We start from the raw sequence: 23,329 nt of genomic DNA, 5'->3' as shown, positions 1-23,329 counted from the left end.
CCCCGGGCGAGTCGCCCGTGACACCGCGGAACACGTTCGAGTGACAAGTGCGGGGCCGGGCCCGGTTCTTGTCGGACCCGCGCGCAACGCTGGGCAGTATCTTCCCCTCTTGTGGTGGGTGGGGGCTGTGGACGGCGATCGCGCCCCGCACCGCCGAAACCGCCCCGCGCTGCCGTTCCACCCCGTCGCTTCCTGCCGTAGGATCGCCACCGTGCGTGCGAAGGGGCTTGAGGCGGCGATCCGCATCGGCGGCGCGGTGATCGTCACCGCTGCGGCCGTGCTCGCGGCCGTCCTCGAATCCTTCCTCGTGCCGTATTACATCGGCGGGATCGCGGTCCCGATCGCCGGAGCGATCGCGTTCGTCGCGAACTGGCGCCTGGCGGCGCTGGCCGTGTACTGGACCGGCGGGCGCTGGTCCGTCCTGCTCACCGCCCTCGCCTGGTTCGCCGTGGTCCTCGCGGCCTCGGCCCCCACCGAGGCGGGCTCGCTGGTGATCACCAGCGGCTTCAACGGCTACATGCTGCTCCTGGCGGGGACCGCCGGGATCGCCCTCTCGCTGTGGCAGTATTTTCGACCCAGGCCGAACGCCAAGGCCCGAACCGTCGCCGGTCCCCCGGTCGCCGCGCAGGCCACCCCCACCGCTACGAAGGAGTCCCGACCGTGACCCTCCTCAGCCGCCTCCTGATGCCGCACTGGCCCTCGATCTACGGCTTCGCCCTCGGCCTGATCGTCGCCAACCTGGCCGGCCGGTTCGCCTCCACGAAGTGGAGCGAGGGCACCGCGGTCGGCGACCTCGTCGGCGTCTTCACGTTCGGCGCGATGGCCGCCGTCGCCATCGCGGCCGGGATCTGGTGGGGCGTGCGCCGCCGCCGCCAGGAGATCACCGGCGAGCTCCTGCCGATCTTCGTGGTCGCCACCCTGTTCACCGTCCTGGTGAACCCGCTCATCGCCCGCGTCGACTACCCCTCGCTCGAAGGGGTCTTCTCGCAGACCCTCATCTACTTCGCGCTGCTGGCCCTCTCGGGCTGGGTCGGGTACCTCATCGTGATGGCGCTCGGCGTCGACATGTACGGCCGCGAGCTCAAGGCCACCCGGATCGCCTGGGAGCGCAAGGCGAACCCGAAGGCCGCCTAGCTCGGGCCCCGGTAGCAGTACCGGTACCGCTCGGCGTACCCGAGCCGCTCGTACATCGCGATCGCGGCCTCGTTGTCGGCCTCGACCTGGAGCGCGGCCCGCCGCGCTCCATGCTCGTACCCCCACGCCTCCAGCGCACGCAGGATCTCGGTGCCGAGCCCCTGGCGCCGGAACGCCGGCAGTGTGCCGATGTTCGTGATCGCCACCAGGTCGCCCGCGACGGCGCCCCGGCCCCGGGCGGCGAGTTCGCCGCCGCGCCAGACCTCCGCGTACCCGCGGCCCGGCCCCGAACCGAAGACCCGCGCCGCGGTCTCGGGGGCTTCGCGTCCGACCTGCTCCAGCAGCGCCGCTCCCGGTGCGTCGACCACGACGGTCTCGCCGTCGTACGCGGTGCCCTCGAGCCGCTTCGTCATCACCGCGGTGCGGCCCTCGGCCTCCCACCCGCGCGCCGCCAGCTCCTCGTCGAGCCGCTTGGCCACGCCACCGGGCAGGGCGACGAGCGGCCGCGCCCCGCGGGCCTCGTACCAGGCGCCTACCGCCGCGAGCGCCGCGTCGGTCCCGCCCGGCGGCGCGGTGAGCGCCAGCACCGAGTTCGCGCGCCGCGAGAAGCCCGCCGCGTACCGCAGCAGCCAGCCGCCGAGCTCGGCGGTCTCCAGGGCGGGCCAGGTGGCGGCGAGGAGCCGCTCCAGTTCGAGGATCTCGGAGAACGGCGTCGGCTTGGGCGGAATCGCCCGCGCCGCGACCACCGCTGACGCGTCGATCGTGACGGCCGTCCCGGAATGCGCCACACTGTCGGGCAGCACGCGCCAGATCGCCGGGCCCATCTCGATAAGCTCACCCGTGACATCCGTGAACCGGCGACCCGGTTCGGGGTTGGCCAATCTGATCCGTACCGCCACTCGCCGACCGACATGTTCTGGTCCCAGCATCTGGCGCACCCCCTGCCTTCGGGTCTATACATGGAAATAGGCTTTAGGCTCATCTCAGCGCAGTCCGCCCGATTGCGCGCTGTAGGAAGGACGACTCGTGACTTACGTAATCGCCGAGCCGTGCGTGGATCTCCTCGACAAGGCCTGCATTGAAGAATGCCCTGTCGACTGCATCTACGAAGGCAACCGTAAGCTCTACATCCACCCTGACGAGTGCGTCGACTGCGGTGCATGCGAGCCGGTGTGCCCGGTCGAGGCGATCTTCTACGAGGACGACGTCCCCGAGGAGTGGGCCCCGTACACGAAGGCCGAAGTCGACTTCTTCGACGAGCTGGGCAGCCCCGGCGGCGCCTCGAAGGTCGGCAAGATCGACAGCGACGTCCCGTTCGTGGTCGCGCTGCCCGCGAAAGAGGAGTAACCGCGATGGCGCTGCGCCGTCTTCACAGCGCCTCCCCGGCCAGGCGGCTGCCGCGCTTCCCTTGGGACCGCATGGCCCCGTACCAGGAGCGCGCGGCGGCCCATCCCGGCGGGATGGTCGACCTCACGGTCGGCGCCCCCGTGGACGAGGTGCCCGAGTCGATTCGGCAGGCGCTCATCGACGCGTCCGCCCGGCCCGGCTACCCCACGGTGGCCGGGCCGGCGGCGCTCGGCGAGGCGATGCGGTCGTGGCTCCACCGGCACACCGGTGTGGCCGAGGACGTCGCGGTCCTGCCGACCGTGGGTTCCAAGGAACTGGTCGCGAACCTGCCGCTGCAGCTCGGCATCGGCCCCGGCGAAGCCGTGGCCTATCCCGAGATCGCCTATCCCACGTATGAGATCGGCGCGATCCTCGCGAAAGCGGACGCGGTGCCGGTGGCCGACCCGCGCGACGCGGCGGGCTCGCGCCTGCGCCTGGCGTGGATCAACTACCCGACGAACCCGACCGGTGAGGTCGCCTCCGTCGAGCACCTGCGCGACCTGGTCCGCTGGGCCCGCGACAGCGGTGTGGTGCTGGCCAGCGACGAGTGCTACCTGACGCTCGGCTGGGACGACGAGCACCCGCCCGTGTCGGTCCTGGACCCGCGCGTGAACGACGGGGACCTCACGGGTCTCCTTGCGGCGCACTCGCTTTCGAAGCGCTCGAACCTGGCCGGGTACCGCTCGGCGTTCCTCGCCGGGGACCCCGTGCTCATCGCGGACCTCCTGGAGATCCGCCGCCACTCGGGCTTCATGGTCCCGTGGGCCGTCCAGCAGGCCACCATCGCGGCCCTGCACGACGAGTCGCACGCGATCGAGCAGCGCGCCCGCTACGAGCACCGGCGCAGCGTCCTGCGCGGCGCCGTCGAGGCCGCCGGGTTCCGCATCGACCACTCGACCGCGGGCCTGTACCTGTGGGCCACGCGCGGCGAGGACTGCTGGGAGACCGTGCGGTGGCTCGCCGACCGCGGCATCCTCGCGGCGGCGGGGGAGTTCTATGGCGCCAAGGGCGCTCAGCACGTGCGCCTCTCGCTCACCGCGACCGACGAGGCGATCGACGACGCCGCGCAGCGGCTGAAATGAGCACCGGCGCCGAGCAGTGGTTGAAATGAGCGGCGCCGGGCAGCGGTTGAAATGAGCCGCGCCGCGGTTGCGGGCACGGCGCTCGTATCCATGCGAGACGAAGGACCCGCGGCTGGTGGCCGCGGGTCCTTCGCCGTTCAATCGGTGTCGCCTACTCGGTCCGCAGCGTGCCCGGGGCCGCCGGCGGGGCGACCGGCGGCGCCGCGCCGGTGACCGTGGCGAGGACCTGCTGGCAGATCTCGTTCAGCGCTCCGATGTCGGGCACGGCCGGCGCCCCGGGATCGGGGAGCGGCAGGCCCGGCAGCTGCTCCGCCTCCACCGGCGCGGCGACCGGCGGCTCGGCGGGCAGCGCCGCCTGCAGGTCGGTGAGGCACTTCTGGAGGTCCAGCAGCGCCTGCGGGTCGGGCAGGCCCGGTGCCGGGGGCAGCTGCTCGCTGTTGACGGTCTGGACCTCGTGTGTCTCGACCTCCGCCGCGCTCACGGCCGGTGCGGCCGCGAGCATCGCGAACGGGACGGCGGCCCCGACGACGACGGCTCGCCAGGCCTTGTCGGTGGATTCGGTACGGGCGTCTGTGGTGCGTGCTTCGTTGAACATGGACCATGCCATGAGGATTGCCCCCGTTGATCGTCGCTTTCCCGGCTCAGGCGCGGTCGGTGCGAACCGCCGGTGGGGGCGGCTCGACCGCCCTTCGACACCGGGATGTCTACTTTCCGTAGCACTTTAAGGACTCACGGTGATCAACGCTTGGGTTCGGTGAAACAAACTGCACCCCTGTTGCACCAGTAAACCGGTACTTCACGGGCTGACCTGCCGCAACGTCAAAACATGAGGTACATCGTCTGAAAGTCGACAAACTACTGCGGACCCCCGCCCCGGGGTCCTAGGACCAGAACCCCATGGCGCATGTCGCACCCTTCGGCCACACTGGTCGGGTGACCTTCCTGATCGGCCGCGACCACCCGGCGGCGGCCCTCCGCTCGGCCGTCGAACGCACCGTGAGCAGCCACGGTGGACTCGCGCTCGTCACCGGCGAGGCGGGCATCGGCAAATCCACCCTCGTCACCGACGTGGCCGCGGCCTTCCGCGGCGAGCTCACCGTCGCCTTCGCCACCTCCTGGGAGTCCGAGGCCGTCCCCGACCACTGGCTCTGGGTCCAGGTCCTGCGCTCCCTCCGCGCCCAGCTCGGCGACGAGACCTGGCAGGAGCTGCACCCCGCCCCCGCCGTCGCCGCCCTCCTCGGCCAGGGCGAGGGCTCCGCACCCGCCCAGTTCGAGCTCTACGACGCCGTCACCCAGCTCCTGATCAGCGCCTCCCAGCGCGGCCCGGTCCTCGTCGTCCTCGACGACCTCCACTTCGCCGACCCCGGCAGCCTCGAACTGCTCAAGTTCGCCTCCCAGCACACCTGGTTCGAGCGCCTCCTGTTCGTGGGCACCTACCGCGACTCCGAGATCGACCCCGGCCACCGCCTGCGGGCCCGGATGCTGCCGCTCGTCGCCAAGGCGACCATGATCAGCCTCGAAGGCCTCGACGAGCACGGCGTCGCCGAACTCTGCCGCACCACCGTCGGCGACGCGCCCGACGCCGCCACGGTCGCCGAGATCACCCGCCGCACCGGCGGCAACCCGTTCTTCGTCGAGCAGACCGCGCAGCTGTGGGCCTCCGGACAGCGCGTCGACGCCACCACCGCCGGGATGCGCGACGCGCTCCAGCGCCGCATCGACCAGCTCCCCGAACCCATCGTCCGGATGCTCACCCTCGCCTCGGTCGGCGGCCGCGAGTTCCACGCCGGCGTCATGTCCCAGGCCTCCGGGCTCGAACTCCACCGGATCGAATCGGCCCTCGACGCCGCCTGCGAGACCCGGCTCGTGCGCCGCGAGTCCGACCGGTACGTGTTCGTCCACGACCTCGTGCGCGAGACCCTCTACAACACGATGACCAGTGGCGAGGCCGCCCACCACCACGGGTGCATCGTGCGCGCCCTCGTCGCCGACGAGTCGCTGCAGAAGCTCATGCTCTCCACCGAGATCGCCCACCACGCCTGGCTCGCAGGAGACGACCTCGACCCCGCGATCGCCGTCGAGTTCCTGGAGCGCGCCGCCACCGAATCCCGCGGCTGCCTCAGCGCCCCCGGCGCCGAGAAGTACTTCCGGCGCGCCCTCGAGCGCTGCACCCCCGAGATGGTGCGGCGCAGGATCCTGCTCCGCCTCGAGCTGGCCGGCACCGTCAAATGGCTGCAGCGCGAAGAGGAGTCCTGGAGGCTCTACGACCAGGCCGTCCTCGAGGCCCGCGACTCCGGCGAGCCGATGCTGCTCGCCCGCGCCGCCATCGAACTGCCCCAGAACGAACGCGTCGACCTCCTGTGCCGCTTGAAGGCCGACGCGTACGAGGCGCTCACCGGGAAGCGGCCCGACCCCGGCCTCGACCACGACGGGCTGACCCGGCAGCTGAACTACGAGTTCCTCATGGCGGCCAGGAAGACCGGCGACGACGAGGAGGTCGCCTTCGGACTGTGGGCCACGCACTCGGTCGACTGGGGCCCCGGCACCGCCGCCACCCGCCAGGTCATCGTCGAGGAGCTCGACGAGATCACCCGCCGCACCGGCGACATCGACATGCGCCTGTTCGCCGCCTCCCTGCGCTGGGTCGCGATGCTCGAGCAGGGCGACCCGGCCTTCCGCTCCCAGGTCGACCTCTTCTGCGCCCTCGCCGAGAACAGCGACTCCGAGCGCTGGCACAGCGGAGCCGACATCGACCACGCGGTCATCGACATCATGCAGGGCCACTGGGAATCGGCCGCCGAACGCATCGACAAGGCCTACGCCGTCGCCGGCGACGACCCCATGAACGACCACATGATGCGCCACCTCCGCTGGGAGCTGGCGTTCGCGCGCGGCGAAGCGCCCGAGCCGATCCGGGACTCGTGGTGGACCTCCTTCGGGGTATGGCACTCCGACCTGCTCGCCGCCCTGAGCGCCGTCCGCCGCGGCGACCTCGACGAGGCCCACCGGGCCAAGACCCGTCTCGACGGCGAGGCCGACCCGCACGACGCCTGGGTCTCCCTGCGCCTGCGGTTCGAGGTCGAACTCGCCGCCGCCGAAGGGGACGCCGAAGCGATCGCGGCACTGCGCGAACGACTCGAACCCCACGAAGGCGAATGGCTCGTCGCCCTGTGGGGCAGCAGCATCCACGGCCCCATCAGCCACTGGCTCGGCGTGCTCGCCGCCGCCTCCGGCGACCGCACCCGCGCCGCGACGCACTTCGCCGCCGCGATCGAGCAGGCCGAGCGGCTCGACGCCCGGCCCTGGGCCGAGGCCGCCCGCAGCGCCCTCGCCGAGACCGCCGCACCGGAACCCGAGCGCCGCACCGCGGCCGCCCCCGGCGCGGTCTTCCGCCGCGAAGGCGCCACCTGGACGCTCCGCTACGAAGGCCGCAGCGTCCACCTCCCGCACACCAAAGGCCTCGCCGACCTGCACCGGCTCCTCCAGCAGCCGGGCATCGAAGTCGGCGCGGTCGATCTGCTGGACCCCGAAGGCGGCGAAGCGGTCACGGCCGACGCCCGCCTCGGCGGCGACGACCTCCTCGACGCCGAGGCCCGCGCCCGCTACCGGGACCACCTCGAATCCCTCGACGAGCAGATCGACACCGCCGCCGCGCTCGGCGACGACGCCCGCGCCGCCCGCCTCGACGCCGAACGCCAGGCCCTCATCGAGCAGCTCAAAGCCGCCACCGGCCTCGGCGGCCGCTCCCGCCGCCTCGGCGACAACGCCGAACGCGCCCGCAAGAGCGTCACCAACCGCATCCGCAACACCCTCAAGAAGATCGAGACCGTCCACCCCGCGCTGGCCCGCCACCTCAGCGCCGCCGTCGGCACCGGATCGGCCTGCGTCTACCGGCCCGAAACCGAAGCGCCCCCGTGGGAGCTGTGAACGCGGAAGGGGCCGGGCGGATCCTGGGATCCGCCCGGCCCCGCCGGGTGTTGTTGCAGTAAAGCGTTACTTGCGGTTGTAGGCCCTGATCGTCAGGAACCCGAAGACCGCGATGAAACCGGCCGACCAGATCAGCGTCGTGACCACCGAAGCGGGGTCCACGTTGCCGTCGAACAGGCCCCGCACGCCGTCGACCAGCTGGCTGATCGGCGTGTTCTCGACGATCGGCTGCAGCCAGCCGGGCATCGTCGACGGGTCCACCATGATGTTCGACAGGAACGTCAGCGGGAACATGATCGACATCGAGATCGACATGACGGTCTTCTCCGACCGCGTGATCAGGCCCAGCCAGGTCCACAGCCACGAGAACGCGAAGCAGAACAGCAGCAGCAGGCCCACGCCCAGCAGCACGCCGACCGCGCCGCCGTCGGGCCGGTAGCCCATGATCAGACCGGTGCCGAACATGACCGCTCCCGCTGCGGCGTAACGGAACACGTCCGCCAGCAGGTACCCGACCATCGGCGCGGCCCGCCAGATCGGCAGCGTCCGGAACCGGTCCGAGACGCCCTTGTTGATGTCGATGTTCACGCTCATGCCCGTGTACATCGTGGTCATCACGATGCTCATCACCATGATGCCCGGCAGCAGGAACTGCAGGTAGTCACCGGTGCCGCCGGCGATCGCGCCGCCGAACAGGTACGTGAACATCAGCAGCATCATGATCGGGAACAGCAGGATGTCGAACGCCTGCTCGGGCACGTGCTTGATCTTCAGCATCGCCCGCCAGGCGAACGCCCGCGCCGAGGCGAACGCGCTCGGCGCCGCCGGACGCTCCCCGGTGGCCAGCAGACGGCGCAGGTGCTCCTTCTCGACCGGTGCCGGAGCGTCGACATCGGACTTCGTGTTGGGTTGCGTGACAGTCATTGCGAGTTCCTTCCTGAAAGTCCGTAGGGGTTAGGCGTCGACTTTGTTGGTGAGCGAGAGGAAGACCTCGTCCAGGCTCGGCTGGCCGAGCGAGAAGTCGTCCACGAGGATGCCGGCGCGGGCCAGCTCGCCGAGGGCGTGCGAGCCCTGCTCGGCGGTGTCCTGGCCCGGGGCCAGGCGCGCGGTGAGCGCCACCGGGTCGTCGTCGAACGCGACCTCCCCGGCCAGCGCCCCGGTGAGCACCTTCTGCGCGTGCTCGCGCTGGTCGGCGTGGTGCAGCCGCACCCGGATCGAGCCCGCGCCCACCGAGGACTTCAGCTGGCCCGGGGTGCCCTCGGCGATGACCTTGCCGGTGTCGATGACCGCGATGCGGCTCGCCAGCTGGTCGGCCTCCTCGAGGTACTGGGTCGTCAGCAGCACCGTGGTGCCCTCGCCGACGATCGTCCGGACCACGTCCCACACCTGGTTGCGGCTGCGCGGGTCCAGACCCGTCGTCGGCTCGTCCAGGAACAGGAGCTTCGGCGTCACGATGATCGAGGCCGCGATGTCCAGGCGCCGGCGCATACCGCCGGAGTACGCCTTCACCAGCTTGCCGCCGGCGGCGGTCAATCCGAACGCCTCCAGCAGGTCGGCGGCGCGCGACCGCGCCGCCGGCTTCCCGTAGCCGTACAGCCGCGACAGCAGCACCAGGTTCTCCAGCCCGGTCAGGTCCTCGTCCAGCGACGCGTACTGCCCGGTGAGGCTCACCTGGGACCGCACCGAGGCGGCGTCCGAGATCAGGTCGCGGCCGAACACGGTCGCGTTCCCGGCGTCCGGACGCAGCAGGGTGGCCAGCATCCGAACCGTGGTGGTCTTGCCGGCCCCGTTCGGGCCGAGCACGCCGTAGACCGTGCCGGCCGGGACCTCGAGGTCCACGCCGTCGACCGCCTTGACGTCCTTGAAGTGCTTGACGAGCCCTTCGGCTCGGATCGCGAGGTCGCGCTGCGACATGTCCGCCTCCTGGATGATTCGCTCAGTTGCTCTCATCCAGAAGGCGCTACGCGAACGCCACGGCCCCCGCTACATCGGATGTAGCGGGGGCCGGAGCCTAGGGTCTGTCCGGGGAATCCGGATGGCCGCTGGCTAGTCCTTGAGGTGCTTGGGGCGCACGACCAGCCAGAACAGCAGCGCCGCCACACCGGAGCCCACCGCGATCGCCGCCGCTGTGGTGTTCCACACGCCCGGCAGCTCCAGCTCGTAGAACGCCGCGAGCGGCGGCACCGCGATCACGGTCACGAACGCCGCCGCGCAGCCGCCCACCAGGAGGACCTTCCACCACACGTACGGCTTCGCCACGATCGCCAGCGCGGTGAGCGCGAGGCAGAACAGCGTGATCGCCGCCGTCGTCTGCGGCAGCTGCGAATCGGTCCCGTCATGCGCCAGCGACATCAGGTACACGACGAACGTGGGCACCGCGCAGCAGATGCCGGCCGGGATCGCGAACTTGAGCACCCGCCGCACGAAGTTCGGCCGCGCCCGCTCGAACGTGGGCGCGAGCGCCAGGAAGAACGCCGGGAGCCCGATCGTGAACAGGTTGATGAGCGACTGGTGGATCGGCAGGAACGGGTACGGCAGCGCGTCGTTGCCCGTGGCCCACGCCGAGATCGCGCCCACCGCGATGAACAGCGCGAGCGCGATCGCGTAGACGGTCTTCGTCAGGAACAGGTTCGAGACCCGGCCGATGTTGCCGAGCACCCGCCGGCCCTCGTCCACCACGTGCGGGAGCGTAGCGAACTCGTCGTCGAGCAGCACCACCTGCGCGACCGAGCGCGCCGCCGCCGAACCCGAGCCCATCGCGATGCCGAGGTCGGCGTCCTTGAGCGCCAGTACGTCGTTCACGCCGTCGCCGGTCATCGCCACGGTGTGCCCGCGCGACTGGAGGGCCTTCACGAACGCCTGCTTCTGGTGCGGCTTCACGCGCCCGAAGATCGTGGCCCGCTCGAGCAGGTCCGCGAGCTCCTCCGGGTCCTCCGGGAGGCGGCGCGCGTCGACCGTGTCGGCCGAGCCGTCCACGCCCAGCTGCGCCGCGACCGCGCCGACGGCGGCGGGGGAGTCGCCGGAGATGATCTTGACCTTGACGCCCTGCTCCTTGAAGTACGCCAGGGTGGCCGCGGCGGTCTCGCGCAGGCGCTGGCGCAGGACCACGAGGGCCTGGGCCTTGACGCCGCTGACGCCGCCGGTGGTGGAGGCGGATTCGGCGGTGACGAGGGCGAGCACGCGCAGGCCCTGGGCGGCGAGCATGTCCGCTTCGAGGGCGACGGGGTCGCCTTGCTCGAGGAGGATGTCCGGCGCGCCGAGGAGCCAGGTGCCGTTGTCGGTGAAGCGGGTACCGCTCCACTTGCGGGCCGAGGAGAACGGCATGACGTCGATGACGCGCCAGTTCGGGTCGGCGACCCCGCGCTCGCGCAGGTACTCGGCGACGGCCTGCATGGTCGGGTTGGGGCTGTCGTCGGAGGCGGCCAGGGCGGCGAGCGCGGCGTTGATGCCGGTGGCGTCGGTGCCGTCGATGGGGCGGATCTCGTCGACGTCCATGCCGCCCTCGGTGAGGGTGCCGGTCTTGTCGAGGCACAGCACGTCGGTGCGGGCGAGGCCTTCGATGGCGGGGAGCTCCTGCACGAGGACGTGGCGCGCGCCGAGGCGGATGACGCCGACGGCGAACGCGACGGAGGTGAGGAGCACCAGGCCCTCGGGGATCATCGGCACGATCCCGGCGACGGTGCGGACGATGATCTGGCGCCAGTTGGCGGCGTCGGCGAGCTGGCTGATGATGAGGAGCAGCGCGATCGGGACGATGAGCCAGTTGATGAGCTTGATGAAGCGGTTGATGCCCTCGCGCAGCTCGGAGCGGGCCAGGGTGAACTTGCTGGCCTCCTCGACGAGCTTGGCGGCGTAGGACTCCGCGCCGATCTGCTCGGCCCGGAAGAGGCCGGTGCCGGCGACGGCGAAGGAGCCGGAGCGGACCTCGTCGCCGGGGGTCTTCGCGACCGGGTCGGCCTCGCCGGTGAGCAGCGACTCGTCGATCTCGAGGTTGCGGGACTCGACGACGGGTCCGTCCACGACGATCCGGTCGCCCGGTTCGACGTAGACGAGGTCGTCGCGGACGATCCGGTGCGGCTCGATCTCCTGCACCTCGCCGTCGCGCAGGACCTTCGCGTTCGAGCGGTTCATCAGCGAGAGCTTGTCGAGGGTGCGTTTGGCGCGCAGCTCCTGGATGGTGCCGATCGCGATGTTGGCGATGATGACGCCGGCGAAGAGCCCCTGCTTCAGACCTTCGAACAGGCCCTCCTCCATCGCGGTGAAGCCGATCGCGATCGCGGCGAGCACGCCGATGACGGCGTTGAGCGGTGTGAAGAAGTTGGCGCGGAGAATGGCGGAGAGCGGTCGACTGGTGTGGCGCTTGGCCTCGTTGACGGCTCCGGCCTCGACGCGTTCGGCCACCTCGGCGGCCGTCAGGCCGCGGTCACCTGCCAGCATGGGTGTTGTCACGTCGACAGCTTATGCGACTGGTGCCGTCCTGTATCACCACCGAAGGACGGAGGAGCCTGTTTCGCGCCTCCTCCATTCGACCGAGGCGTTCGGCAATGGAGACGCGGCCCCCACGCGGTCTTATCCGATTGCGGCGCCAAAGGGCGCGACCACTAGAATCGCTGATTATGGCCAATGTACTCACACCGCAGGGCGAGGACTTTCCTCGCTGGTACCAGGACGTCATCGCCAAGGCCCAGCTGGCCGAGAACGGCCCGGCGAAGGGCTCGCAGGTGATCCGACCGACCGGTTTCGCCCTGTGGGAGCGCATGGTCGACGAGCTTGACGCCCGCATCAAGGAGACCGGCACGGAGAACGCCTCGTTCCCCCTGCTCATCCCCGAGTCGTACTTCAGCCGGGAGGCCGACCACGTCGAGGGCTTCGCCCCCGAGGTCTGGATGGTCACCCACGGCGGCGGCAAGGAGCTCGAAGAGAAGCTCGCGATCCGCCCCACCTCCGAGACCATCATCGGCGAGTACATGGGCAAGTGGACGAACTCGTACCGCGACCTGCCCCTGCTGCTCAACCAGTGGTGCAACGTCATGCGCTACGAGATGCGGACCCGCCTGTTCCTGCGCTCCTCGGAGTTCCTGTGGCAGGAGGGGCACACCGTCCACGAGACCTATGAGGACGCCCACGCGTTCACGCTGCGCATCCTCCACGAGGTCTACGCCGACTTCATCGAGAACGTGCTGGCCCTGCCGGTGCTGCGCGGCATCAAGACCGAGGCCGAGCGGTTCGCGGGTGCGCTCAACACCTTCGCGGTCGAGTCGCTGATGCGCGACGGCAAGGCCCTCCAGATGGGCACCTCGCACGAGCTGGGCCAGAAGTTCGCCAAGGCCTTCGACATCCAGTTCCAGGGCCGCGACGGCCAGCAGCACCACGGCTGGACCACCTCGTGGGGCGTCTCGACCCGCATGGTCGGCGGCCTCATCATGGGCCACGGCGACGACGCGGGCCTCCGCGTCCCGCCGAAGCTCGCGCCCGTGCAGGTCCTCGTCATGGTCGTCAAGGACACCGACGAGGTCCAGGCCGCCGCGAAGCAGGTCTACGACGAGCTCAAGGCCGACGGCGTGCGCGTGAAGCTCGACCACCGCGGCGACGTGGCCTTCGGCCGCCGCGCCGTGGACGCCGAGCTCAAGGGCTACCCCGTGCGCATCGAGATCGGCCCCCGCGACCTCAAGAACGGCGAGGCGACCATCGCCAGCCGCGTCGAGGGCACGAAGCAGACCGTCCCGCTCGGGATGCTCGCCGAAGCCGTTGCCGCCGCCCTCCAGGGCGCACAGGACCAGCTGTGGGACGAGGCCGTGGCCTTCCGCGAGTCCCACACCGTCGACGCCGCGACGCTCGAGGAAGCGGTGGAGGCCGCGCAGACCGGTTACGCCCGCATCCCGTGGGACGCCTGCGGCGTCGAGGGGGAGGCGAAAGCGGCCGAGTCCGCGGTGTTCGTACGCGTGCTCCAGCGCGAGGACGGCACTGTGCCGGACTCCCTGGATGAGTCCGGTCTCATCGCCTACCTCGCGCGGCAGTACTGATCACCCGATGCGCTAGACTCGGTCGCTGTACATGAGCTTTGGGACGGAAGCCCTCTCAACTACCGTGACGCAAGGCCAAGTTTCGGCGCGAACGAAATCCGGAGTAATTCCCCTGGACGTCGTGCGCGCTAACGTGATCCTTACTACAGGAGTAACAAAACGTGGCAGTTAAGATTCGCCTCACGCGAATGGGGAAGATCCGTACTCCCCAGTACCGAATCGTCATCGCCGACTCGCGCGTCAAGCGCGACGGCAAGGTGATCGAGAACGTCGGGATCTACCACCCGAAGGAGAACCCGTCCCGGATCGAGGTCAAGTCCGACCGCATCCAGCACTGGCTCTCGGTGGGCGCCCAGCCGTCCGACACCGTCAAGGCCATCCTCCGCAAGACCGGGGACTGGCAGCAGTTCAAGGGCCTGCCCGCGCCGGCCCCGCTGAAGGTCGCCGAGCCCAAGCCGGAGAAGGAGAGCCTCTACGTGGCCGCCCTCAAGGAGTCGGGTATCGACCCCTCGAAGGCGTACGTCTCGGAGGAGGCCGCCAAGGCCGCGCCGAAGTCGAAGAAGTCCGCCGCCAAGGCTGACGAATCGGCTAAGACTGAAGAGGTCGAGGCCGCTGCCGACGAGGCCTCTGAGACCAAAGGGGAGTAATCGTGCTGCGACCGGCGCTTGAACACCTTGTCAAAGGCATCGTCGACAATCCTGACGACGTCCGTGTCCGTCTGGTCGATTCCCGCCGCGGCAAGCGGCTCGAGGTCCGGGTCAACCCGGAGGACCTCGGGACCGTGATCGGCCGCGGGGGTCGCACCGTCAACGCACTGCGCCAGGTCATCGGCTCGATCGGCGGCAAAGGCATTCGTGTCGAAGTCGTCGATTCCTACTGAGTCTTGTTCGGAACGGCCCCGGGGTTCCCTCGGGGCCGTTCCGGTCTTTAAAAAGGGGTTTTCTCTTGTCTGAAGTGTTGGTGGTCGGCCGGATCGTGCGCCCGCACGGGCTGCGCGGCGAGGTGGTCGTCGAGGTCCGCACCGACGATCCCGAGACCCGGTTCCAGCCCGGCGTCGAGTACCAGACCAAGGGCGGCCAGCTCAAGGGCGCGCCGCTCAAGGCCGTCACGGTGCGCTGGCACCAGGGCCGGCCGATGATCGGCTTCGAGGGCCACTCGGACCGCAACGCCTCCGAACTGCTGCGCGGCGTCCTGCTCAGCGTCGAGGTCGATGAGGAGGAGCTGGTCGCCGAGGAGGACGAAGTCCACGACACCCTGCTCATGGGCCTCACCGTCATCGACAAGGAGGCCGGGGAGGTCGGCACCGTCAGCCGCATCGACCACGGCGCCGCGTACGAGACGCTCGTCGTCAAGCGCCAGGGCCAGACCCCCGCGCTCATCCCGTTCGTCGCCGACATGGTCGTCGAGGTCGACGTCGAAGCCGGGGTCATCAACGTGGATCTGCCGCCGGGCCTGCTGGAGCTGTAACGCGTTCGGAGCTGCTATGAAAATCGATGTGGTCACGGTGTTCCCCGAATACCTTCAGCCGCTTGACCTCTCGCTCATCGGGCGCGCCCGCGAGCGCGGGATGCTCGACCTCAACGTCCACGACCTGCGCCGCTGGACCCACGACGTGCACCACTCGGTGGACGGCGCCCCTGCCGGCGGCGGCGCCGGGATGGTCATGAAGCCGCAGCCGTGGGGCGAGTGCTTCGACGAGCTCATCCCCGCTGACGCGAAGCCGCGCCTGCTGGTGACCAGCCCCGCGGGGCGGCCCTTCACGCAGGCCTTGGCGCACGAGCTGGCGGCCGAGCCCTGGCTCATGTTCGCCTGCGGCCGCTATGAGGGCATCGATCAGCGGGTCGTCGACTACGCGGCCGACCGCATGGAGGTCACTGAGGTCTCCATCGGCGACTATGTCCTCTTCGGCGGCGAGGTCGCGGTGCTCGCGATCATCGAGGCCGTCACCCGGCTCGTGCCCGGCGTCCTCGGCAACGCCGCGTCGCTCGACGACGAGTCGCACACCGCGGGGCTCCTGGAGGCCCCCGCGTACACCCGCCCGGCCGAATGGCGCGGGTACGAGGTCCCGCCCGTGCTCCTCTCGGGGGACCACGGCAAGGTCGACCGCTGGCGGCGTGAGCAGGCACTCCTTCGCACCGCGCGGGCCCGCCCGGATTTGCTGGAGCGGCTCGACCCGGGTAGCCTCGACAAACGTGACCGGCTCCTCCTCGAAGGGGCCGGGTTCAGCCCGCCCGAGCAGGGTGTGGCAGAGTAGGTGAGTTCCCGTGACGTGCCGTTCGTTCAAGCGGTACCTCTCCCGGTAGAACTTCTGAGCATTACCAACCAAGAGGACCGAAACCCATGAACATTCTGGATGAGCTGAACGCCGCCTCCATGCGCGCCGACGTGCCGGACTTCCGTCCTGGCGACACCGTCAAGGTGAACGTCCGAGTCCAGGAAGGCGCCCGGTCCCGTGTCCAGGTGTTCCAGGGCGTCGTCATCCGCCGCCACGGCGCCGGCATCGGCGAGACCTTCACGGTCCGCAAGCTGAGCTACGGCATCGGCGTCGAGCGCACCTTCCCGGTGCACGGCCCCATGGTCGACACCATCGAGATCGCCATGCGAGGCAAGGTCCGCCGCGCGAAGCTGTACTACCTGCGCGACCGCAAGGGCAAGGCCGCCAAGATCAAGGAGAAGCGCGAGCTCTAAGCCGCGCCGCTCCACTGCCGGTCTCCGGCACGAGCTTTCGGAGAACCCCGGGCATCGCCCGGGGTTTTTCGCTGCCCGCCGCCCTCGGCGAAGCGTGCGAGCCGAGCATGTTCGCGGGCGGCGAAGCTTGCGATCCGAGCATGAACCCGGTCGGCAAAGCTTGCGAACCGCGGATGAGCACAATCGGATACCCTCAGCACATGAGTCCTGGTACCCCCGGCGGGGGGAAGGGGCCCCGCCGCATCGGTTGGGACCGCCTCCCCGGTCCCGGCGGCCCGGACGCCCCGCCCCCTGCCCCAGCGCGCCCTCCCGGCCTGCCGACCGGTCCCGTCGCGGGCTCCGGCGGCGACGCCGATGCGACGCACCGCCTCCGCCAGGACCCCGACGCGACCCGCACGTTCCGCCGCCCGGAGACCCCTTCGGCCGCCCACGACCGCGTGGCCGCCGAACGCGAACGGGTGGGCGCGGTCGGGCGCGCCACCGCCTCGAACGACCACGTCGTCGAAGAGCCGAGTGGAAAGAGCAAGGGCGGCAAGGGAACCGAGAGCCGCCTCTCGCAGCCGCACAAGCGCCAGTACCTGTCGCTGTGGGTCGAGCTGCCGCTGCTGCTCGTGATCGCGTTCTCGGCGGCCGTGCTGCTGCGCACGTTCGCCGTGCAGCCGTTCTACATCCCCTCCGGGTCGATGGAGCAGACCCTCCAGGAGGGCGACAAGGTCCTCGTCCTCAAGCTCACGAACACGCTGCGCACCCCGCAGCGCGGCGAGGTCGTGGTCTTCCGCGGCACCGACTCCTGGGATCCCGAGTACCGCCCGGCCACGGGCGACACCGGCGCGTTCTCGGCCTTCACCACCGGCGTGCTCGACCTCATCGGCCTCGCGAAGCCCGACGAGAAGGACTTCATCAAGCGGGTGATCGCCGTCGGCGGCGACACCGTCTCCTGCTGCGACGAGGACGGCAACGTGGTCGTCAACGGCGTGTCCCTCCACGAGGAGGCGTACGTCTACGAGAACTCGCCGCTGGAGATCGAGCCCGGCGTGTGCGGCGCGCGGCGCTTCGAGGAGCTCACCGTGCCCGAAGGCGAAGTGTGGGTCATGGGCGACCACCGCGGCGACTCCTCCGACTCGCGCTGCTCGGGCACCGTGCCGGTGGAGAACATCATCGGCCGCGCCATCGCCCTCGTCTGGCCCACCGACCGCGCCCGCGAACTCGAGATCCCGGACGCGTTCGACGCCCTCGACGAGACCGGCGAGGCGGCGGGGGAGCAGCCGGCCTCCGCCGCGACCTCCGGCGGCGTCGGCGACGGCGTCCCCGCCGCGTGGAATACCGCCTGGCAGCAGCCGCCTTCCTTGCCCGGCACGGTGATGCTGACCCCTGGGGCCGGAGCGCGAGCGCGTAGACTCGGACCGTGATCGATGAAGGGCAAGCGCCCGGCGCTGACGGTGAGAGCGCCGAGGAGACCTCCAAAGAACAGCAGCCCAAGAAGAAGGGATCGTTCTGGAAAGAACTGCCGATCCTGCTCGGCGTCGCCATTCTCGTGGCGATCGTGGTGCGGACCTGGGTCGTCCAGACCTACTACATTCCTTCCGGTTCGATGGAGAACACGCTCCTGATCAACGATCGGGTGCTCGTCAACAAGCTCGTCTACGACTTCTCCGAACCCGAGCGCGGTGAGATCATCGTCTTCACGGCCCCCGAGTCGTGGCGCTCCGTGATGGAGGAGGACGAGTTCATCAAGCGCGTGATCGCCGTGGGCGGCGACCACATCGTCGCCGACGACGAGGGCAACATCACGATCAACGGCGAACCGCTCGAAGAAGAGTCCTATCTGTACACGAACCCGATGACGGGTGAGCAGGACCTCTCCTCGCAGGACCCGTTCGACGTGGTCGTGCCGGAAGGCCGCCTGTGGGTCATGGGCGACCACCGCTCGGCCTCGGGCGACTCGCGCGAGCGGTACGTGCGCACCGGCGGCGACATCGAGTCGTCGACGATCCCGGTGGACGCGGTCATCGGCAAGGCCTTCGTGCTCTTCTGGCCGGTCGCCGACTTCACCTGGTTCAACATCCCCGAGACCTTCGACGACGTCCCGGCGCCGTCCTGAGCCCATGCTCCGTCCCGCTCCCTCCCGCATCAGGCGCGACAGCGACCTGTACGCGCTGGAGGCCGCGCTCTACCGGCGCGGCCTCGGCCCGGTCGCAGGAGCCGACGAGGCGGGTCGCGGCGCCTGCGCGGGACCGCTGGTCGTCGCGGCGGTGCGACTGCCGCCGAGCGCGCGGCTCGACGAGCTCAACGACTCGAAGCTGCTCACCGAGGCCGCGCGCGAGCGGGTCTTCGAGCGGCTGCAGCGGTCGCAGGCCGAGATCAGCGTGGTCGCGTACGGACCCGACGAGATCGACCGGCGCGGCATCGCCGTCTGCAACCTCGAGGGCATGCGGGTCGCGGTGGCGCGCCTGCCCGAGCGTCCCGGGTACGTGCTCACGGACGGTTTCGCGGTGCCGGGCCTGCCCGGCAACCTGGGTGTGGTCAAGGGCGACCGCACGGCCGCATGCGTCGCCGCGGCGGGCGTGGTCGCCAAGGTCACGCGGGACCGGATCATGACCGAACTCGACCGCGACCACCCGGAATACGGGTTCGCCGTCCATAAGGGATACAGCACGGCGATGCACGAGCAGGCGCTGCGGCGCTTCGGCCCGTGCGAGCTGCACCGCAAGTCCTACGCGAATGTCGCCGCGTGCGCAGCAGGGGTTTGAACGGGTTTGACGGCACTGGGCGCGGTGAAACCAGGAGTCCGGTACTGCACCGATTTGCGGCTTCGCCGGCGTTCGCTGCGAGAGCCGCGAGCGGACCGGGGCACCCGCGCACTATCGTGGGAACCGTCGTTGAGAAGGAGGAGCGTTGAGCGCCGAGGACCTCGAGAAGTACGAGACCGACATGGAGCTGCAGCTGTACCGGGAGTACCGGGACATCGTGCGGCAGTTCACCTACGTCGTCGAGACCGAGCGGCGGTTCTACCTGGCCAACGCTGTCGAAGTCCACGTGCGGGGGGCCGACGCCGAGACCTACTTCGAGGTCGAGATGAGTGACGCGTGGGTCTGGGACATGTACCGCCCGGCCCGCTTCGTCAAGCACGTGCGGGTCTTGACCTTCAAGGACGTGAACGTCGAGGAGCTGGACAAACCCGATATGACGCTCCCGTAACCGCTCGGTCCTCGCCCCGCCCTCTGCGGCGGGGCTTTTCGCTTGCCCGCGTCGGCGAGCGCTTGCGGCCGCGGAGCGGGCACGGTGACCTGCGCCGGTGCGCGTTCGAGGTCGGGGTCCGGGCCCCGGACCGCCGCTAGTATTGGTCGGGTGTCCACTCTCCGCGACGTCATCAGCGCGCACACCGACCTGACCTCGAACTCCGCGGCGCACCTGCAGCGGCTCGTGGCCGAATGGCAGCTCCTCGCCGACCTCTCCTTCGCCGACTTCCTGCTCTGGGCCGCGGTCAAGGACCACCCCGGCCGGTACGTCTGCCTCGCGCAGGTCCGGCCCACCACCGGCCCGACCGCCTACGAGGAGGACCAGGTCGGCCGCATCCTCGAAGGCGAGGACGCCCAGCACCTGCACGTCGCCTTCACCGAGGGCCGGATCTTCCGCGAGGGCGACCCGGTCTGGCGCGGCGACGTCGCCGCCCGCCACGAGGCCATCCCGGTCCGCCGCCGCGACCGCCGCGAGGTCATCGCCGTCGCCGCCCGCGACACCAACCTCTCCGACACCCGCAGCCCCTCCCACCTGGAGCTGAACTACCTCAAGACCGCCGACTACCTGGTGCAGATGCTCACCGACGGCGGCTTCCCGCCGCCGCTGCTGCCCGGCGAGCCGACCACCGCGCCGCGCATCGGCGACGGCCTGGTCCGCATCGGCTCGGACGGCCTCGTCCGCTACGCCTCGCCGAACGCGCTCTCCGCCTACCGCCGCATGGGCGTCACCGGGCACCTGCGCGACCGCGACCTCGCCGAGCTGACCCGCAGCCTGCCGTCGAACTCCGACGTCGGCGCGGACGCGGCCCGCCGCATCGCCGACGCGCTCGCCGGAGGCACCCCGCGCCGCAAGGAGATCGAGTCCAAGGGCGCCACGGTCCTCATGCGCGCGCTGCCGCTGCGACCGGGCGGCAAGGCCGCCGGCGCGCTCGTGCTGGTGCGCGACATCACCGAGGTCCGCCGCCTCGACCGCGAGCTGGTCACCAAGGACGCCACGATCCGCGAGATCCACCACCGCGTCAAGAACAACCTCCAGACCGTCGCCGCGCTGCTGCGCCTGCAGGCCCGCCGCGTCGGCTCCCCGCAGGCCCGCCAGTCCCTCGAGGAGTCGGTGCGCCGCGTCTCCTCGATCGCGCTGGTCCACGAGACCCTGTCCCAGTCGGGCGACGAGTCGGTCGGCTTCGACCAGATCGTCGACCGCGTCGCCTCCATGGCCGTCGAAGTCTCCGTCGCCGAGTCGAAGGTGACGCTCCGCCGCGAAGGCACCTTCGGCGTCCTGCCGAGCGAGTACGCGACCCCGCTGGTGATGGTCGTCAACGAGCTGCTGCAGAACGCCGTCGAGCACGCCTACCCGCCCGGCCAGGAAGGCGAGGTCGTCCTCTCCGTCGCCCGCGACCGCGACCACTTCCGCGTCACCGTCTCCGACCACGGCAAGGGCCTCCCCGAGGGCTTCCGCATCGCCGGCTCCACCCGCCTGGGCCTCCAGATCGTCCACACCCTCGTCACCGGCGAGCTCCGCGGCACGATCGACATGCGCCCCCGCGCCGAAGGCGGCACCGAAGCCGTTGTCGACTTCGCCCTGCAGTGACGAAGGAACGGAACGGGCGAAGCGGGAAGTACAGCGCCCTGCAGTGACGAAGGAACGGAACGGGCGAAGCGGGAAGCGCAGCGCCCTGCAGTGAGCGGGCGAAGCATGCGGCGCAGCGCACTGCGATGAGCGCCGGAAGTGAGCCGGGCCGGTCATCCGACCTGCCCGGCTCCCGCATGTGACGCCCCGTCCAAGCAGCGGGACGACAGATGCCATGCGCTGAGATGTGTGGCATGCTTGCAGGCATGTCTCGCGCACATGGGCTCCGACTGGTGGCACGCCGCCACGTCGACTTCTGCCGTGTGTTCAGCGCCGCCTGTCTGATGCGCCGCTAAATCCTTCCGGCATTCTGCCGTTGAACCACGCCACATCTGTGTCCGCATGAGGAGAACTGTGCCAACGCCAACGCGCAAACCGTCCCGCCCGAAGGGCCAAGGCCAGTGGGCCCTGGGCCACCGGGAGCCGCTCAACAAGAACGAGCAGTCCAAGAAGGACGACAACCCGCTCAACGTGCGCCAGCGCATCGAGGGCGTCTACGCACACCGCGGCTTCGACTCCATCGACCCGGCAGACCTGCGCGGACGCTTCCGCTGGTGGGGCCTGTACACCCAGCGCAAGCCCGGCATCGCCGGCGGCAAGACCGGCATCCTCGAAGAGGAGGAGCTGGACGACAAGTTCTTCATGATGCGCGTGCGCATGGACGGCGGCCAGCTCAACCTGGCGCAGCTGCGCACCATCGCCGGGATCTCCAAGGAGTTCGGGCGCGACACGGCCGACGTCACCGACCGCGAGAACGTCCAGTACCACTGGATCCGCGTCGAGGACGTCCCCGAGATCTGGCGCCGCCTCGAGGCCGTCGGCCTCGACACCCAGGAGGCCTGCGGCGACTGCCCGCGCGTCATCATGGGATCCCCGGTCGCCGGCGTCTCCACCGAAGAGGTCATCGACCCGACCCCGCAGATCCAGGAGATCTACGACCGGTTCATCGGCGACAAGAGCCTCTCCAACCTGCCGCGCAAGTTCAAGTCGACCATCGGCTGGCTGCCCGACAGCCCGTACGAGGTCAACGACATCTCGCTCATCGGCGCCCACCACCCCGAGCACGGCCCCGGCTTCGACCTCTACGTCGGCGGCGGCCTCTCCACCAACCCGATGTTCGCGCCGCGCCTGGGCGTCTGGGTCTCCCAGGACGACATCGTCGAGGTGTGGGTCAACGTGGTCCGCATCTTCCGCGACTGGGGCTACCGCCGCCTGCGCACCCGCGCGCGCTTGAAGTTCCTCGTGAAGGACTGGGGCGCGGAGAAGTTCCGCGAAGTCCTCGAGTCCGACGCGTACCTCGGCCGCAAGCTCCCCGACCTCGAGCAGCCCCCGGTCCCCGAGAAGCTCCTCGACCACATCGGCGTCCACAAGCAGACCGACGGCAAGTACTACATCGGCGTCGCGCCGGTCGTCGGCCGCGTCTCCGGCACCATCCTCGACCAGCTCGCGGACATCGCCGAGAAGTACGGCTCCGACCGCGTTCGCGCCACCCCGCTCCAGAAGCTCCTGCTCCTGGACGTCCCGGAGGACAAGGTCCGCGACGCCGTCGTCGACCTGCGCGCCATCGGGCTCGAGGCCGAGCCGTCCAACTGGCGCCGGGCCACCATGGCGTGCACCGGCATCCAGTTCTGCAAGCTCGCCATCGTCGACACCAAGGACCGCGCCCGCGACCTCGTCGAGGAGCTGGAGAAGCGCGTCCCCGAACTCGACGTGCCGATCTCCATCCACGTCAACGGCTGCCCCAACGCCTGCGCCCGCACCCAGACCGCGGACATCGGCCTCAAAGGACAGCTCGTCACCGACGAGGCCGGCGAGCAGGTCGAAGGCTTCCAGGTCCACCTCGGCGGCGGCCACGCCTCCGCGGCGAGCCTCGGACGCAAGTCCCGCGGCCTCAAGGTCACCTCGGCCGACCTCGGCGACTATGTGGAACGCCTCACCCGTCGCTACCTCACGGCCAGGTCGGAAGGCGAGACCTTCGCCCAGTGGATCCACCGGGCCGACGATGCGGAATTGCAGTGACCGCACGCGTCGTTCCCTACTACTGCCCCTACTGCGGCGAGGAAGACCTCCGGCCGTACGAGCCCGAAGCCGACAGCGCGGTCGACTTCAAGGGCGGATGGCACTGCGCGGACTGCACCCGCGTCTTCGCCGTCAAATACCACGGGATGGCCGCCGCACCGGTGTACGCGGCGCCGCCCACGGGCCCAGGGCCCGAGTGATGTA

At 70.2% G+C, this 23,329-nt stretch carries 23 protein-coding genes; 18 read left to right on the top strand and 5 right to left on the bottom strand.

Annotated features, from left to right (window positions below; genetic code table 11):
- Window positions 1-211: 211 nt before the first annotated feature.
- Window positions 212-664 (top strand): hypothetical protein, encoded by a 453-nt coding sequence (locus tag QWI33_RS04010; protein WP_289955124.1) that lies wholly within the window; start codon window positions 212-214, stop codon window positions 662-664.
- On the top strand, window positions 661-1,134 hold the full coding sequence (locus tag QWI33_RS04005; RefSeq protein WP_289955121.1) for a hypothetical protein: 474 nt from the start codon (window positions 661-663) through the stop codon (window positions 1,132-1,134). The genes QWI33_RS04010 and QWI33_RS04005 overlap by 4 nt, the downstream gene beginning before the upstream one ends.
- Here QWI33_RS04005 and QWI33_RS04000 read toward each other — a convergent pair.
- On the bottom strand, window positions 1,131-2,063 hold the full coding sequence (locus QWI33_RS04000; protein WP_435367547.1) for a GNAT family N-acetyltransferase: 933 nt from the start codon (window positions 2,061-2,063) through the stop codon (window positions 1,131-1,133). The two genes, QWI33_RS04005 and QWI33_RS04000, sit on opposite strands and share 4 nt — an antisense overlap.
- 97 nt (window positions 2,064-2,160) lie before the next feature.
- Here QWI33_RS04000 and fdxA point away from each other — a divergent pair, with 97 nt between their 5' ends.
- Window positions 2,161-2,481: a ferredoxin gene (fdxA, locus tag QWI33_RS03995; RefSeq protein WP_289955116.1), complete on the top strand. Its 321-nt coding sequence runs from the start codon at window positions 2,161-2,163 to the stop codon at window positions 2,479-2,481.
- A gap of 5 nt (window positions 2,482-2,486) precedes the next feature.
- Window positions 2,487-3,602, top strand: a complete 1,116-nt coding sequence (gene dapC, locus QWI33_RS03990; RefSeq protein ID WP_289955114.1) for a succinyldiaminopimelate transaminase — start codon at window positions 2,487-2,489, stop codon at window positions 3,600-3,602.
- A gap of 151 nt (window positions 3,603-3,753) precedes the next feature.
- Here dapC and QWI33_RS03985 read toward each other — a convergent pair whose 3' ends face one another.
- Window positions 3,754-4,197, bottom strand: a complete 444-nt coding sequence (locus QWI33_RS03985; RefSeq protein WP_289955112.1) for a hypothetical protein — start codon at window positions 4,195-4,197, stop codon at window positions 3,754-3,756.
- A gap of 338 nt (window positions 4,198-4,535) precedes the next feature.
- On the opposite strand from QWI33_RS03985, the gene QWI33_RS03980 reads away from it, so the two are divergent.
- Entirely contained in the window at window positions 4,536-7,529 is a 2,994-nt protein-coding gene (locus tag QWI33_RS03980; protein ID WP_289955110.1) for an ATP-binding protein, read from the top strand.
- A gap of 66 nt (window positions 7,530-7,595) precedes the next feature.
- Here QWI33_RS03980 and QWI33_RS03975 read toward each other — a convergent pair whose 3' ends face one another.
- The 3 genes from QWI33_RS03975 to QWI33_RS03965 form a co-directional block, all read right to left on the bottom strand.
- Complete coding sequence (locus QWI33_RS03975) at window positions 7,596-8,453, bottom strand: ABC transporter permease (RefSeq protein WP_289955106.1); 858 nt, start codon at window positions 8,451-8,453, stop codon at window positions 7,596-7,598.
- Between the two features lie 30 nt (window positions 8,454-8,483).
- The gene (locus QWI33_RS03970) at window positions 8,484-9,443 is read right to left on the bottom strand and encodes an ATP-binding cassette domain-containing protein (protein WP_289955103.1); all 960 of its coding nucleotides are present in this window, start codon (window positions 9,441-9,443) and stop codon (window positions 8,484-8,486) included.
- A 132-nt stretch (window positions 9,444-9,575) separates the two neighbouring features.
- Window positions 9,576-11,978 carry an HAD-IC family P-type ATPase gene (locus QWI33_RS03965; protein WP_289955101.1) on the bottom strand — a complete coding sequence of 801 codons (2,403 nt, stop codon included), beginning with the start codon at window positions 11,976-11,978 and terminating at the stop codon, window positions 9,576-9,578.
- A 167-nt stretch (window positions 11,979-12,145) separates the two neighbouring features.
- On the opposite strand from QWI33_RS03965, the gene proS reads away from it, so the two are divergent.
- The 13 genes from proS (at window position 12,146) to QWI33_RS03900 (ending at window position 23,325) form a co-directional block, all read left to right on the top strand.
- On the top strand, window positions 12,146-13,552 hold the full coding sequence (gene proS, locus QWI33_RS03960; protein ID WP_289955099.1) for a proline--tRNA ligase: 1,407 nt from the start codon (window positions 12,146-12,148) through the stop codon (window positions 13,550-13,552).
- Between the two features lie 161 nt (window positions 13,553-13,713).
- Window positions 13,714-14,199 carry a 30S ribosomal protein S16 gene (rpsP, locus tag QWI33_RS03955; RefSeq protein WP_270109069.1) on the top strand — a complete coding sequence of 162 codons (486 nt, stop codon included), beginning with the start codon at window positions 13,714-13,716 and terminating at the stop codon, window positions 14,197-14,199.
- Window positions 14,199-14,432 (top strand): RNA-binding protein, encoded by a 234-nt coding sequence (locus QWI33_RS03950; protein WP_344473217.1) that lies wholly within the window; start codon window positions 14,199-14,201, stop codon window positions 14,430-14,432. Before rpsP ends, QWI33_RS03950 begins: the two co-directional genes overlap by 1 nt.
- A 74-nt stretch (window positions 14,433-14,506) precedes the next feature.
- Complete coding sequence (gene rimM / locus QWI33_RS03945; protein WP_289955635.1) at window positions 14,507-15,019, top strand: ribosome maturation factor RimM; 513 nt, start codon at window positions 14,507-14,509, stop codon at window positions 15,017-15,019.
- A gap of 16 nt (window positions 15,020-15,035) precedes the next feature.
- Window positions 15,036-15,806 (top strand): tRNA (guanosine(37)-N1)-methyltransferase TrmD, encoded by a 771-nt coding sequence (trmD, locus tag QWI33_RS03940; RefSeq protein WP_289955096.1) that lies wholly within the window; start codon window positions 15,036-15,038, stop codon window positions 15,804-15,806.
- A gap of 86 nt (window positions 15,807-15,892) precedes the next feature.
- Window positions 15,893-16,240, top strand: a complete 348-nt coding sequence (rplS, locus tag QWI33_RS03935) for a 50S ribosomal protein L19 (protein ID WP_270118586.1) — start codon at window positions 15,893-15,895, stop codon at window positions 16,238-16,240.
- Window positions 16,241-16,440: 200 nt separating this feature from the next.
- A complete protein-coding gene (gene lepB, locus QWI33_RS03930; RefSeq protein WP_289955087.1) occupies window positions 16,441-17,649 on the top strand; it encodes a signal peptidase I in 1,209 nt (402 codons plus the stop codon).
- Window positions 17,646-18,341: a signal peptidase I gene (gene lepB / locus QWI33_RS03925; RefSeq protein WP_289955085.1), complete on the top strand. Its 696-nt coding sequence runs from the start codon at window positions 17,646-17,648 to the stop codon at window positions 18,339-18,341. The genes lepB (QWI33_RS03930) and lepB (QWI33_RS03925) overlap by 4 nt, the downstream gene beginning before the upstream one ends.
- A gap of 4 nt (window positions 18,342-18,345) precedes the next feature.
- Window positions 18,346-18,990: a ribonuclease HII gene (locus tag QWI33_RS03920; RefSeq protein ID WP_289955083.1), complete on the top strand. Its 645-nt coding sequence runs from the start codon at window positions 18,346-18,348 to the stop codon at window positions 18,988-18,990.
- Window positions 18,991-19,135: 145 nt separating this feature from the next.
- The gene (locus tag QWI33_RS03915; protein ID WP_091040324.1) at window positions 19,136-19,438 is read left to right on the top strand and encodes a DUF2469 domain-containing protein; all 303 of its coding nucleotides are present in this window, start codon (window positions 19,136-19,138) and stop codon (window positions 19,436-19,438) included.
- Between the two features lie 150 nt (window positions 19,439-19,588).
- A complete protein-coding gene (locus tag QWI33_RS03910; RefSeq protein WP_289955076.1) occupies window positions 19,589-21,067 on the top strand; it encodes a sensor histidine kinase in 1,479 nt (492 codons plus the stop codon).
- A 381-nt stretch (window positions 21,068-21,448) separates the two neighbouring features.
- The gene (locus tag QWI33_RS03905) at window positions 21,449-23,125 is read left to right on the top strand and encodes a nitrite/sulfite reductase (protein ID WP_353895350.1); all 1,677 of its coding nucleotides are present in this window, start codon (window positions 21,449-21,451) and stop codon (window positions 23,123-23,125) included.
- Window positions 23,122-23,325 (top strand): hypothetical protein, encoded by a 204-nt coding sequence (locus tag QWI33_RS03900; RefSeq protein WP_289955073.1) that lies wholly within the window; start codon window positions 23,122-23,124, stop codon window positions 23,323-23,325. Before QWI33_RS03905 ends, QWI33_RS03900 begins: the two co-directional genes overlap by 4 nt.
- Window positions 23,326-23,329 lie beyond the last annotated feature (4 nt).

Source organism: Glycomyces tritici, from assembly GCF_030403505.1.
The sequence above is the reverse complement of the archived record's forward strand: the minus strand, read 5'-3'. Positions and strand labels throughout refer to the sequence as shown.

Excerpts from the sequence above, each read along its gene's own strand:
- dapC (WP_289955114.1), top strand. The coding sequence starts at position 2,487 with ATGGCGCTGCGCCGTCTTCACAGCGCCTCCCCGGCCAGGCGGCTGCCG.
- QWI33_RS04000 (WP_435367547.1), bottom strand. The coding sequence starts at position 2,063 with ATGCTGGGACCAGAACATGTCGGTCGGCGAGTGGCGGTACGGATCAGA.
- lepB (WP_289955087.1), top strand. The coding sequence starts at position 16,441 with ATGAGTCCTGGTACCCCCGGCGGGGGGAAGGGGCCCCGCCGCATCGGT.
- QWI33_RS03905 (WP_353895350.1), top strand. The coding sequence starts at position 21,449 with ATGAGGAGAACTGTGCCAACGCCAACGCGCAAACCGTCCCGCCCGAAG.
- proS (WP_289955099.1), top strand. The coding sequence starts at position 12,146 with ATGGCCAATGTACTCACACCGCAGGGCGAGGACTTTCCTCGCTGGTAC.
- rplS (WP_270118586.1), top strand. The coding sequence starts at position 15,893 with ATGAACATTCTGGATGAGCTGAACGCCGCCTCCATGCGCGCCGACGTG.
- QWI33_RS03975 (WP_289955106.1), bottom strand. The coding sequence starts at position 8,453 with ATGACTGTCACGCAACCCAACACGAAGTCCGATGTCGACGCTCCGGCA.
- QWI33_RS03970 (WP_289955103.1), bottom strand. The coding sequence starts at position 9,443 with ATGTCGCAGCGCGACCTCGCGATCCGAGCCGAAGGGCTCGTCAAGCAC.
- trmD (WP_289955096.1), top strand. The coding sequence starts at position 15,036 with ATGAAAATCGATGTGGTCACGGTGTTCCCCGAATACCTTCAGCCGCTT.
- QWI33_RS03985 (WP_289955112.1), bottom strand. The coding sequence starts at position 4,197 with ATGTTCAACGAAGCACGCACCACAGACGCCCGTACCGAATCCACCGAC.
- QWI33_RS03920 (WP_289955083.1), top strand. The coding sequence starts at position 18,346 with ATGCTCCGTCCCGCTCCCTCCCGCATCAGGCGCGACAGCGACCTGTAC.